This window comes from Streptomyces sp. NPDC054770 (assembly GCF_053611985.1).
Genome location: NZ_JBSHBL010000023.1, coordinates 66,948 through 79,006 on the forward strand (window position 1 = coordinate 66,948; position 12,059 = coordinate 79,006).

The 12,059-nt window shown below is 69.6% G+C and carries 12 protein-coding genes; 8 read left to right on the forward strand and 4 right to left on the reverse strand.

Annotation, left to right across the window (positions count from 1 at the left end; genetic code table 11):
- The first annotated feature begins 398 nt into the window (after window positions 1-398).
- Window positions 399-593, forward strand: a complete 195-nt coding sequence (locus tag ACWGKQ_RS21465; protein ID WP_266629546.1) for a ribbon-helix-helix protein, CopG family — start codon at window positions 399-401, stop codon at window positions 591-593.
- Window positions 590-982, forward strand: a complete 393-nt coding sequence (locus ACWGKQ_RS21470) for a type II toxin-antitoxin system death-on-curing family toxin (protein WP_453293525.1) — start codon at window positions 590-592, stop codon at window positions 980-982. Before ACWGKQ_RS21465 ends, ACWGKQ_RS21470 begins: the two co-directional genes overlap by 4 nt.
- Before the next feature lie 449 nt (window positions 983-1,431).
- Here ACWGKQ_RS21470 and ACWGKQ_RS21475 read toward each other — a convergent pair whose 3' ends face one another.
- Genes ACWGKQ_RS21475 through ACWGKQ_RS21490 form a run of 4 tightly spaced genes read right to left on the reverse strand, consistent with a single transcriptional unit; the run spans window position 1,432 to window position 5,019 of the window.
- Window positions 1,432-2,613, reverse strand: a complete 1,182-nt coding sequence (locus ACWGKQ_RS21475; protein WP_453293526.1) for an acyl-CoA dehydrogenase family protein — start codon at window positions 2,611-2,613, stop codon at window positions 1,432-1,434.
- Between the two features lie 57 nt (window positions 2,614-2,670).
- Window positions 2,671-3,525 (reverse strand): alpha/beta fold hydrolase, encoded by an 855-nt coding sequence (locus tag ACWGKQ_RS21480; protein ID WP_453293527.1) that lies wholly within the window; start codon window positions 3,523-3,525, stop codon window positions 2,671-2,673.
- Window positions 3,522-4,064 carry a flavin reductase family protein gene (locus tag ACWGKQ_RS21485; protein WP_453293528.1) on the reverse strand — a complete coding sequence of 181 codons (543 nt, stop codon included), beginning with the start codon at window positions 4,062-4,064 and terminating at the stop codon, window positions 3,522-3,524. The genes ACWGKQ_RS21480 and ACWGKQ_RS21485 overlap by 4 nt, the downstream gene beginning before the upstream one ends.
- A 46-nt stretch (window positions 4,065-4,110) precedes the next feature.
- On the reverse strand, window positions 4,111-5,019 hold the full coding sequence (locus ACWGKQ_RS21490) for a VOC family protein (RefSeq protein WP_453293529.1): 909 nt from the start codon (window positions 5,017-5,019) through the stop codon (window positions 4,111-4,113).
- Window positions 5,020-5,122: 103 nt separating this feature from the next.
- On the opposite strand from ACWGKQ_RS21490, the gene ACWGKQ_RS21495 reads away from it, so the two are divergent.
- The 6 genes from ACWGKQ_RS21495 (at window position 5,123) to ACWGKQ_RS21520 (ending at window position 12,055) form a co-directional block, all read left to right on the forward strand.
- Complete coding sequence (locus ACWGKQ_RS21495; RefSeq protein WP_453293530.1) at window positions 5,123-5,779, forward strand: TetR/AcrR family transcriptional regulator; 657 nt, start codon at window positions 5,123-5,125, stop codon at window positions 5,777-5,779.
- 145 nt (window positions 5,780-5,924) lie between these two features.
- Window positions 5,925-6,689, forward strand: a complete 765-nt coding sequence (locus ACWGKQ_RS21500; RefSeq protein WP_453293531.1) for an IclR family transcriptional regulator — start codon at window positions 5,925-5,927, stop codon at window positions 6,687-6,689.
- 170 nt (window positions 6,690-6,859) lie between these two features.
- Window positions 6,860-7,708 (forward strand): 2-keto-4-pentenoate hydratase, encoded by an 849-nt coding sequence (locus ACWGKQ_RS21505; RefSeq protein ID WP_453293532.1) that lies wholly within the window; start codon window positions 6,860-6,862, stop codon window positions 7,706-7,708.
- Window positions 7,705-8,652, forward strand: a complete 948-nt coding sequence (locus ACWGKQ_RS21510) for an acetaldehyde dehydrogenase (acetylating) (RefSeq protein WP_453293533.1) — start codon at window positions 7,705-7,707, stop codon at window positions 8,650-8,652. Before ACWGKQ_RS21505 ends, ACWGKQ_RS21510 begins: the two co-directional genes overlap by 4 nt.
- The gene (dmpG, locus tag ACWGKQ_RS21515; RefSeq protein WP_453293534.1) at window positions 8,649-9,662 is read left to right on the forward strand and encodes a 4-hydroxy-2-oxovalerate aldolase; all 1,014 of its coding nucleotides are present in this window, start codon (window positions 8,649-8,651) and stop codon (window positions 9,660-9,662) included. The genes ACWGKQ_RS21510 and dmpG overlap by 4 nt, the downstream gene beginning before the upstream one ends.
- Window positions 9,663-10,630: 968 nt before the next feature.
- Window positions 10,631-12,055: a lipase/acyltransferase domain-containing protein gene (locus tag ACWGKQ_RS21520; RefSeq protein ID WP_393842035.1), complete on the forward strand. Its 1,425-nt coding sequence runs from the start codon at window positions 10,631-10,633 to the stop codon at window positions 12,053-12,055.
- Window positions 12,056-12,059: the final 4 nt, after the last annotated feature.

The window sequence follows — 12,059 nt, forward strand, 5'->3', positions numbered from 1 at the left end:
GTTGTTCGACCTGTTTCCTTCCGTGGAGCGGGTCGAGTGCCCGGCTTGCCCCTTGCGGCCGCCTGAACTGCGAATTCATCAGGGAGTCGCTTGCGTCGGCGACGCCTTCAAGGTCTCGATCGGAGATTCTTGACGCTCGTATGACGCTCGAATCGGGAGTCTCAACCTCACGGGCCTAACGGGCTCCTGCCCTGCGGACCGGGCCATCGGCCAGGGGGAAGCACTCCGGCGGGGTGTCCCGCTGCACCTTCCAGTCGCGCGAGCTGACATCCCCGCCCCAGGCTCGTTGCAGCTGAGAGCGCGGCCCGTCCAAGTCACAGAACGTGAAGCCGTAGTCCGAGGACCTGAGTGGCTGGTATCACCTCGCCACCTAGATACCAGTCAGGTATCATCGCTGTATGGCGATGACACTCCGACTCCCCGATGACCTTGATGCAAAGCTTACCGAGCGTGCTCGTCGGGAACACCGCAGCAAGCAGGAACTTGCCATTGAGGCCATCCGTGACGCCCAGAATCGGGCCGAGCTGAAGGTCGATGACGTCCTGGCCGAGCTCATGGACAGCGATGCGGAAATCCTGGACTACCTGAAGTGACCGAAGTGCGCTACATCCAGATCGACGAGATTCTGGCCATCGCTCGCACGGTCAACGGTACCGAGCACAGCGTGCGTGACATGGGACTTTTGGTGTCAGCTATTGAGCGGCCCCGGACCAACGTGTTCGGGGCTGAGCTGTATCCCATGCTGCACGAGAAGGCGGCGGCGCTGCTGCACTCCGTTGCCCGCAATCACGCGCTGATCGATGGCAACAAGCGCACCGCCTGGCTTGCCATGCGCGTCTTCCTGCGGCTCAATGGCGTCAGTGCCAGTACCCTTCCGCCGCCCGTCTCCATTGCCGGCCCGTTCGTCGAGGAAGTCGCGCAGGACAAGGTCGATGTACCGGTCATTGCCAAGCGCCTATCGGCCTGGTTCCCCGTTTCCTGACATTCGACGACGTGAGGGACGGGCGCCCGCGCCCGGGCCTCACTCACCCCGCTCAGGTCAGGCTGGAACCGGGGCGTAGGCGCAGACCGGGCACCGCGGAGCGGCAACTCCATAATCTCCGGGCGGCCCTGCGACGCGTACGGCGATTCCAGCAGACGTCGCCGGAACTTCTCCCGGTACGGCAAGAGGAGGCCCTCGGCCACCTCCCGCGAGAGATATTCCTTCGTGGAAGCGGGCGCTGTGCATTGGAGGGATCCGGCTCGGAGTGATTACACCGCCCTGCGGTGCGGGCCTTGCCGGGGCACGTCTCCACGCGGAAATGGCATCCGTTCTGGCCTGAGTGGGGAGATGGCAACGACCCCGGGCAGGGGTGAGGACCGGGGTCGTTGCGCGGGCTCCCGCTGCTGCCGGTGCGGTCGGTCGCGGCGGGGGCGTCTTGGGGGTGGGGATCAGACGAGGACGCGCATTCCGGCCGGCAGGCCGAACTGGTCCCGGGACCAGCCCTCGTAGATGCTGTCGGCGACGTTGCACAGGTGGTTCATCGCGGCGTGGACGTCGCGCCAGTAGCGCTGGAAGGGCTGGTCGCGGCGGAGCGAGCCGCCGCCGGCCCGGCGGAAGAGCTCGTCCACGGCGTCGGTGGCGCGGCGGGAGGCGCGGACCTGGTTGCGGCGTGCCTCGGCGCGGGCCTCGACGGTGGGGGTCTTGCCGGCGAGGACGTCGTCGTACATGCGGTCCATGGTGGCCAGCAGGTGGGTGCGGCTGGCGTCCAGGTCGGCGGCTGCCTCGCCCAGGCTGGACAACTGGTGCGGGTCCTCGGCGGCCCGGCTCCCGACGATGGTGACGCGCTGGCGGGTGTAGGCGAGGAAGGCGGCGAGGGCGCCTTCGGCGATACCGAGGGTGGAGGCGCTGATGGCGCTGGAGAACATCACGCCGAACGGCATCGCATACAGGGGGTTTCCGGGCCGGTTGCGTTCGGCGAGGATGCCTTCGCTCACTTCGTGCGCGTCGAGGGTGCGGTGTTCGGGGACGAAGGCGTCGCGGACGATGATGTCCTTGCTGCCGGTGCCCGCGAGGCCGATCACGTCCCAGCTGTCCTGCTGGATCTCGTAGTCGGCGCGGGGCAGGACGAAATGCCGCATGTCCGGCGGCATGGGGATGTTGCCGTCGTCGTCGGTGACGATGCCGCCCAGGACGGCCCAGTCACAGTGGTCGCTGCCCGAGGCGAAGGGCCAGCGTCCGGAGAACAGGTAACCGCCCTCGACCCTGCGGGCGCGGCCGTTGGGCGCGTAGGGGGAGGAGACCCAGGTGTCGGCGTTCTCCCCGCGCTCGCCCCACAGCTCCTGCTGGAGTTTCCGGTCGGCGAGGGCCAGTTCCCAGGGGTGGATACCGACGACGCCGCCCACCCAGCCCGCGGCGGGGTTGCGGGCCGCGAGCGCCATCACGGTGCGGTAGAACTCGCCGGGTGTGGCCTCGTAGCCGCCGAACTCGCGGGGCTGCAGCAGCCGGACGACTCCGGCGGAGCGCATCATCGCGGCGGTCTCGTCGGTGAGCCGTCCTGCTTCGTCGTCCTTGACGGCCTGCTGTTCGAACTGCGCGGCGAGCTTCTCGACGCGCTCGGTTACCTCGTGCATGAAAGTGAACCTCGTCCTTGAGGGGCAAGTGGGGCAGTGGGACCAGCGGGTCGGTGGTCAGTGCTGGGCGATGAAGTCGGCGACCAGCCGGTTGAACTCGGAAGCGTGCTCCAACTGGGCCCAGTGACCACAGCGGTTGAGGAGCACCAGGCGCGAGTCACGAATCCTCGACACCAGACGCAGCGAGTTCTCGAAGTGGACGACACGGTCGTCACGGCCGTGGATGAGCAGCGCGGGCGCGGAGATGGCCGCGATCTCGCTGTCGGTGGCGGCGGTGCCGACCTGATGCGTCCGCTGCAGGTGCTCCAGGAAGTTCTTCAGGTGGTCGGGGCGGGCCTGCGAGGCTGCGGCCCGGGCGCGGGCGAGTTCCTCGCGGTCGGGGCCGCTGTGGAAGGTCATGACGTCGACCAGTTCGGCCATGGTGGCTTCCGTGGGGTCCGCGTAGCCGCGGACGAGGACCTTCAGCCCCTCGCTGGGGCCGTCGCCGGGGCCGAAGAGACCGGGACCGCCCTTCCCCGCGGGCGCGCCCATGGTGACGAGGTGCGAGACGCGGTCGGGGTGCAGGGCGGCCAGGCGCAGGGCGGTCATGCCGCCCATGGAGTTGCCCACGAAGGCGGCCTTCTCGATGCCGAGTTCGTCGAGGAACTGGATCGCGGTGGCGGTGTGGTCGCGCTCGCCTCCTTCGACGGTGTCGGACCGGCCCCAGCCCGGCATGTCGACGGCAAGTACCCGGTAACGCTCCGCGAGCGCGGGAATGTTGGCGGAGAAGTTGCTCCAGCCGGTGGCGCCGGGACCGCTGCCGTGCAGGAAGACCACGGGGTGGCCCTGGCCTGCCTCGTTGTAGTGCAGCGTCCAGTCCTTGGTGGTGACGGTACGGCTCGTGTTTTCCTCGGTGAGGGCGGCGGCTGTCACAGCCAGGCTCCTTCCAGGGGCAGGGACGAGAGGGCGGCGGTCGCGGTGGTGGAGGTTCCGTACCGGCCGCGGTGGAAGACGAGCGGGCGCTGCGCCTGTTCGCCGGGGCGCAGGGCGAGTCCCGTGACGTGCCCGACCACGAGGTCGTGGTCGCCGACGGGGTGGTCGTCGGCGAGTCGGCAGTCGGCCCAGGCGATGGCGTCGGTGAGGACCGGTGAGCCGGTCGGGCCCGGCACCCAGTCGACGGCGGCGAAGCGGTCGACGTCCCGGGACGCGAAGACGCGGCAGACGGCCTCGTGGTCCTCGCCGAGGATGTTGGCGCAGAAGGCCCCCGCGGTGCGGATGCGCGCCCAGGTCGAGGAGTTGCGGTCGGGGAAGAACCCGACCAGTGGCGGGTCGAGCGAGATGGAGGTGAAGGTGCCGACCGCCATGCCGACGGGACCTTCCGGGGTCATTGCGGTGATGACCGCGACTCCGGTGGGGTAGTGCCCCAGGACTCTGCGGAAGGTGGCAGGGTCGTGGTGGTCGACGAGTGTCACCGCGGGCTCTTTCTGTCGTTCCTGTACGGCGTGCTGCACAGGGCGCTCACGCCTGCTGGACGCGGGTGATGAGGGCGGGCGGCAGTTGCTTGGAGGCCTCGGGCTGGTGGTGGCCCCAGATGCTGAAGCGGTCGAAGGTGCGCGATTCCCAGGAGAGGTCGTCCACGGCGATGCCGCCCCAGCCGTACTCGATCTGGAACGCGGCGGGGGTGTGGAGGTAGAAGGACGTCATCAGGTCGTTGACGTGCCGGCCCAGGGTGAGGGCCAGCGGCACCTCGTCGCGCTCGCACAGGTCCAGCGCGGTGCCGACGTCGTCGATGTCGTTGACCTCCAGCATCAGGTGCTGCAGGCCGGTCACCCCGGGGACCTCGCCGATGGCGAGCGTGTGGTGGCGTCCGTTGACGTGGTAGAAGCGGATCTGCACCTGGCCGTCGATGACGATGCGGTCGGACAGCTTGAAGCCGAGGACGCCGCTGAAGAAGGCGTCGGCCTGCGCCAGGTCGGGGACCAGCAGCACGATGTGGCCCATGCCCTGCTCGCCGGTCTTGAAGCCGCTCAGCGCTCGGCCGGGCCGGAACGTGGACGGGTAGTAGTCGCGGCCCCAGGACAGCTCGTGGCGCAGGCCGAAGGGGTCGGTGAACCACAGCAGGTTCTCCACCGCCCGTGCACGGGCCAGTTCGGGCGTGCCGTCGGTGACCTGCACACCGTCGTCGGCCAGGCTCTTCGCCATGGCGCGGGCGGTGCGTTCGTCGGGGACGTTCCACCCGATGTAGGCGACGTCGTCCTTCTCGCCCGGGTGCAGCGCGAGCCGCCAGGCGGCGTCGTCCATGCGCAGCAGGACGGTGCCGTCGTCGCGCCGTGGTGCGAGTTCGAGGCCCAGGATGTCGGGACCGAAGGTGGCCCACCGCTCGTAGGAGGGGGTGGTTATGCCGAGGTAGGCGAGGGACTGGATCACGGTGACCTGCCGATCGAGGGGTGACTGATCGCTTAATCTAGAATCAACATTCTAGAGATTTGCCGGGAACGGTAGCCCGGTAGACGTGTGATAGCAAGAGGTCATGGCAAAGAAGGCCGGCGTACAGCACCGGCAGACCGAAGAGTCCCGTCGCCGCATCCTGGAGGCGACGCTCGAACTCGCGGCCGAGCGCGGTTACGAAGGCACCACGATCGCGCTGGTCAGCAAGCGGTCGGGGCTGCCCTCGGGGTCGGTGTACTGGCACTTCGAGAACAAGGACAGCCTCTTCGCGGCGCTCATCGAGCAGAGCTTCGAGGAGTGGGCGCGGCAGACCGGGTGGTCGAGAGAGTCGGGTCCGCGGTCCCAGCGCCGGCTGGACGACTTCCTGCGGGAGAGACTGACCGCGGACGACTTCAGCCACGGCTTCTGGCGGCTCGGTCTGCTGCTGTCGCTGGAGCGCCGCATGGCCGACTCCGCGGCCCGCCAGACCTTCCTGGCCATCAGGCGGCGGATGCTCGACACGCTGGCGCGGTGGTGGTCCGTCCTGCTCCCCGACGAGGTGGGCGCGCGCGACCCGGAGCTTTCCCGTCGGCTGGCGCAGTTCACCCTCGCTACCTCCGACGGCTTGTTCATCGCGATGGCGGCCGGCGACGACTGGGACTTCCACGCCCTGTCCGGCATGCTGGCCGACGCCCTGAACCATCAGGTGTGCCGAGCCCTCCAGGGGGCGGACGGGACAGCCGGGGCCGGCAAACCCTGACCGGGAGGCCCGGCATCATGTCGGGTGCGCGCCCCGACTTCGCGGCGCCGACCCGGTCCGTGGGATTCGATCGCCGTAGAATCGGATCACATGGGCAGGCTGTCACCTGCAGGGACACGTGCGCCAGCGAGAAGCGGAGGCAGGTGTGGGCGAGGCTGCACCGAGCGGTGTGCTGAGCAAGGCACTCGCCGTGCTGCAGGCGTTCAGCGTCGAGGACACCACCCTCGGCTTCGCCGAGTTGCAGCGTCGTACGGGGCTGCCCAAGGGCACTTTGCATCGCATGCTCGGCGATCTGATGGCCGCGCGCCTGCTCGACCGGGTAGCGGGCCGTTACCGTCTGTCCAGCCTGGTCTTCGAACTGGGGATGCGCGCCTCGGTGGAGCGTGGCCTGCTGGAGGTGGCGACCCCGTTCCTGGAGGACCTGTACGTGCGCACACACGAACTGGTCCACCTGGGCATCCGCGAGGGCACCGAGGTGGTCTACGTGGCGAAGATGGGCGGGCACCAGCAGGCCGACTCCCCGTCCCGGCTCGGTGGGCGTATGCCGTTGCACTCCACCGCCCTGGGCAAGGTCCTCCTCGCCCACGCCCCCGCCGACGTCCGTGAGTCGGTGCTGCGCGGACCGCTGGAACGCCGTGCCCCCCGCACCATCACCAACGTCGACGTCCTCACGCGCCAGCTGTCCGACGTCGCCGCGAAGGGCGTCGCGTTCGAGTACGAGGAGTCGGCGGTCGGCATCGTCTGCGTCGCGTCCGGGATCTTCGGCCCGTCGGACGAGATTCTGGGCGCCGTCAGCGTGACCGGCCCCGTGCACCGCTTCCTGCCCGCTCGGCACGCCAACAGCATCCGGGCGGCGGCGGGCGGCATCACCGCCACCCTCGCCCGACGCGAGGAACTCCTGCGGCACTGACACCTGGGGTTGCCGCGCGGCGGGCTCTTGCGGCACTGATGCCTCTGGGGTTGCCCCGGCGGGCTCTTGCGGTACCGATTCCCCTGGGGTTGCACGACGAACAGGCCCGTGTTCCGTCTCGCGGAACTTTTTCCTGGGCGTCGCGCGCCCCGAGTCACCAAGCTGAGGGCATGAACGAGACCCCCCGTGGTGGCGACGCCGTAGCGAAGGCAGCTCAGCGCCTGTTGGCAGCCGCCGCCGACCGTGTGCCCTGCTCCCCGGTCCGCGACCTGATCGGCAGCGACGACGTGAGGGCGGCGTACGCCGTCCAGGAGCTGCTCACCGCACGCCATGTGGAGAACGGCGCGCGCGTCACGGGCCGCAAGATCGGCCTCACCTCGCCCGCCGTACAGGCCCAACTCGGCGTGGAGCAGCCTGACTTCGGTGTCCTCTTCGACGACATGCAGGTCGCCGACGGCACCCTGGCGCCGACCGGACGGCTGCTCCAGCCGAAGGTCGAGGCCGAGATCGCGTTCGTGCTCGGCGCGGACCTCGCCGAGGGCCCCCTGGACGCGGAGCAGATCAGGGACGCCGTGGCGTACGCCGTCCCGGCCCTGGAGATCGTCGACAGCCGGATCGCCGGCTGGGACATCACCTTCGGCGACACCGTCGCCGACAACGGCTCCAGCGCCCTGTACGTGCTCGGGTCGGCGACGAAGACCCTGGCCGAGTTCGAGCCGGTGACCGCCGCCATGACGCTCACCCGGGGCCACGAGACCGTCTCCAGCGGTGACGGCGCGGCCTGCCTCGGCGACCCGCTGACCGCGCTCGCCTGGCTGGCGCGGACCGCACGCGAGGTCGGCGACCCGCTGCGCGCGGGCCAGGTCGTGCTCTCCGGCGCCCTCGGCCCGATGGTCGTCGCCGAGCCCGGTGACACGTTCACCGCCGAGATCAGCGGCCTCGGGGCCGTCTCCGTCAGCTTCCCCGCGTCCCCCGCGGGCGACGCGCTCTCCGACTCCGACGAAGGAACCTCCGCATGAAGACCAAGGTGGCCATCATCGGCTCGGGCAACATCGGCACCGACCTGATGATCAAGGTGCTGCGCCTGTCCGACACCCTGGAGGTGGGCGCGATGGTCGGCATCGACCCCGCCTCCGACGGGCTCGCCCGCGCCCGGCGGCTCGGCGTCCCGGTCACGGCCGAGGGCGTCGAGGGCCTGGTCCGCATGGACGGCTTCGAGGACATGAAGATCGTCTTCGATGCCACGTCCGCCAGGGCCCATGTGGCCAACGCCGCCGTCCTCGCCCCGCACGGCAAGCAGCTCGTCGACCTGACACCGGCCGCGATCGGCCCGATGGTGATCCCTGCGGTCAACCTCGCCGAACACGTCGCAGCGGACAACGTCAACATGGTCACCTGCGGCGGTCAGGCCACGATCCCTGTCGTTGCCGCGATCTCCCAGGTGACTCCGGTGCCGTATGCGGAGATCGTCGCGTCCATCGCGTCGAAGAGCGCGGGCCCCGGTACCCGCGCCAACATCGACGAATTCACCGAGACCACGAGCCACGCCATCGAGAACGTCGGCGGCGCGGGGCGTGGCAAGGCCGTCATCATCCTCAACCCGGCCGAGCCCCCGCTGATCATGCGGGACACCGTGCTCGCCCTGGTGAACGCGCCAGGCGAGGACACGCACGACGCGATCCGCGCCTCCATCGCCGCGATGGTCGAGCAGGTGTCGGCGTACGTGCCCGGATACCGGCTCAAGCGACAGGTGCAGATCACCCCGGTCCCCGCCGACCAGCCGGTGCACACCCTCACCCCGGACCCGGTCACCCACCAGGTGTCGGTCTTCCTCGAGGTCGAGGGCGCCGCCCACTACCTGCCGGCCTACGCCGGCAACCTCGACATCATGACCAGCGCGGCCGTCCGCATGGCCGAGTCCATGGCCGCACACAGCAGCGAACTCCAGGGAGCGGACGCATGACTGTCGACAGGCTCTTCATCCAGGACGTCACTCTGCGGGACGGCATGCACGCCATCCGCCACCGCATCGAGCCGGAGCAGCTCGGCCGGATCGTGGCCGCGCTCGACGCCGCGGGCGTCGACGGCATCGAGGTCTCGCACGGCGACGGCCTCGCCGGCGGTTCCCTCAACTACGGTCCGGGCAGCCACACCGACTGGGAGTGGATCGAGACCGCCGCCGCCCACATCGAGAACGCCCGCCTCACCACGCTGCTGCTGCCCGGCATCGGCACCATCGAGGAGCTCAAGCGGGCGTACGCGCTCGGCGTCCGCTCGGTGCGTGTGGCCACCCACTGCACCGAGGCCGACGTCTCCGCGCAGCACATCGCCACCGCCCGCGAGCTGGGCATGGACGTGTCCGGCTTCCTGATGATGAGCCACATGACCGACGCCAGGACGCTCGCCGGGCAGGCCAGGCTCATGGAGTCGTACGGCGCGCACTGCGTCTACGTCACCGACTCCGGCGGCCGTCTGATGATGGACGGCATCCGCGACCGCATCCGCGCCTACCGGGACGTCCTCGACCCGGCGACCGAGATCGGTGTCCATGCCCACGAGAACCTGTCCCTCTCGGTCGCCAACTCGATGACCGCGGTGGAGGAGGGCGTCACCCGGGTCGACGCCTCGCTGGCGGGCCAGGGCGCGGGCGCGGGCAACACCCCGCTGGAGGCGTTCATCGCCGTGGCCGACCTCAACGGCTGGGCCCACGGCTGCGACCTCTTCGGGCTCCAGGACGCCGCCGACGACCTGGTGCGACCGCTGCAAGACCGCCCGGTGCGCGTCGACCGCGAGACCCTCACCCTCGGCTACGCCGGCGTCTACGGTTCCTTCCTGCGTCACGCCGAGACCGCGGCCGAGCGCTACGGCGTCGACGTGCGCTCCATCCTCGTGGAGGTCGGTAAGCGCGGCCTCGTCGGCGGCCAGGAAGACATGATCGTCGACGTGGCGCTGGGGCTGGCCGAGTCCCACTGATTCACGGGGGACGGCGCGGCAATTCCCGGACAGCGGCCGGGCCGTCCCCCGTGTCCGCAGTGGCCAACCCGCCTGTCGCGTGACGGTGGACGACGTTCGCCGGCGCCGCGTCAGAAACGTCACGAGCTGAGCTGCCTGGGTGACTCCCTCCGGCGAGGCGCGGGCAGCTCGGTCCTGGGGGCAGCCTAATTCCGCACGGAGGAGGAACGGACTGCTCGTCATGACGCTCGTTTGACGCTGTGGTCGCCCGCAGGCGGCAACGAGATCCGGGAATTGGGCTCTGACCTGGTCCTTTCCGGGACACTCCCAGGCCGACATTTTTCCGATGACCTCGCACGTGGAGTGCGTGGCGGTTCTGGAGCCGACCGAAAAGGGTCGCTGACCTGCGAGTTCGCCAGCCCGGGGGTTGCCTCGACCTGTCTTCCACGGCACAGGACATATATAGCGGGGAACCATCCTCCCTGTGCGCTCCGAGGTGCGGTCTTGAGGCACAGACGGTGACCCGCCGTGTCTTGGCCCGGAGCCGTTTTCGCACTTTCGACGCTCAGATGACGCTCGTGCTGAACCCTCGTCACGCCTGGTCGCTCACAGCGGGAGATCGGCCGTGACGATGATCTCGTGAGCGATACTGACTCCCAGCGGTCCGCGAGATGTGCTGGTTGCGTGTCCCGCGGCACACGCCAGCACGATCCGGACCCGCAGAGGCAGGGCCTGAGTCGTCGTCGAACGGAGACAGACCCGCCCCTCAAGCACAGCCCGCTGGGCGTCCATTACCGGCAACGGCGAGATCTTCGGACCGCGACGATTCACCCCGAACCTGTGACTCGCGTCATTGGTGCGCGCCCGGTGCGCCCAATCTCGCCGTCTGGCAATGAGGACGGAGCCCCTTTTCGGGGAAGCGTAGATCGCACCCGCCGAGCCGTCGGCATAATGAGCGGGTGACCGGCTTTGTGGATCGAATGACACGTATGGCCCCGAGGCGACGTCTGCACGACGCGGTGGTGGTCGTGCCCGGGATCATGGGCAGCGAGTTGATCGACTCGGAGAGTCGGAAGCTCCTTTGGGGCGCGCCCCATCTGTTCAAGTACACCGCGCGGATGCACGCCGACCGGCTCCGCTCGCTGGCGGTGACCGAGGACGAACGCGCTGGGCGGACCGGGCGGATCAAACCAGGAGGGCTGCTCTCGGTCCATGAGTGGCTGCCCGATCTCGGTGGCCTCGAACCGTACAGCCAGCTGCTCGGCGACCTTCGCAAGTACGCCGTTCATCCGCACGCCGTCGTCCCGTTCCCCTACGACTGGCGCCTGTCCGTACGGCACAACGCCAACCTCCTCGCGGTCGCCGCCCATCGCCACCTGGAGCGCTGGCGCTCCCATCGGGCTCATGCGGACCACATGAGGAGCACGGGTGAGGACCGCCCGGCCCAACTCCTGTTCGTCGCCCACTCCATGGGCGGACTGCTGGTCCGCGAACTGTTCCGGATCTCCGGCGCCGCCGACAACGTACGGGCCGTGCTGACGGCGGGCACGCCCTTCCACGGCTCCGTCAAGTCCGCCGTCGTGCTCGCCAGCGGCAAGGCGGGCGCTCCTTGGCTGCCGAAGAAGGCGCTGCGGGAAGCCGGCCGTACGATGCCCGGTCTGTACGACCTCCTCCCCTCCTACCGCTGTGTCTGGGACGGGGACGACACCCGGCGGCTGACGGTCTCCGACATCACGGGACTCGGCGGCGACGCCGACCTCGTACGGGACACCCAGGCATGGCAGGCCGCGACCGCCGACACCGAGCTGCGCGGCCACAGCATGGTCGTGGGGGTCGCGCAGCCCACACCCCTGAGCCTGCGGATCGACAATGGACGTGCCGCCACCGCCCGCCTTCTCCCCGGTCGGCGGCCGGACGGTGAGCTCCGCTATGACGGCCAGGGGCGGGCGGTCACCGAGGACGGGATGGGTGACGGCACGGTCTTCCGCCACGCGGCCGCGACCGGAGACGCGACGGAGATCCCCGTCGCCCGCAAGCACGGGTCACTGATGTCCTCCAAGCAGGTCCGGACGATGGCGGTCTCCGCACTGAGCGGTCTACGCGATCCCGGCGAGCGCGGTGCCGTTCTCGGCGGCGGGGAGTTCGGCCTCGACGCCCCCGAGGCCGCCCGGCCGGGAGAGCCGTTCACCATCCGCCTCACCGGCGCCGACGATCCGTCCGAGGTGCACTGCACCGTGGAGGAGGTCACCGGCGCCGACGTCTCGGCCCCCACCACCCTCAAGCCCGACCGCGCCGACCCGGAGACCATGACGGGACAGTGCGCACTGCCCCGCCCCGGGCTCTACCGCATCGAGGTCACCGGCGGACTCGAACCCGTGTCGCACCTCGTCATGGCGGTCGCAGACGACAACTGAGCAC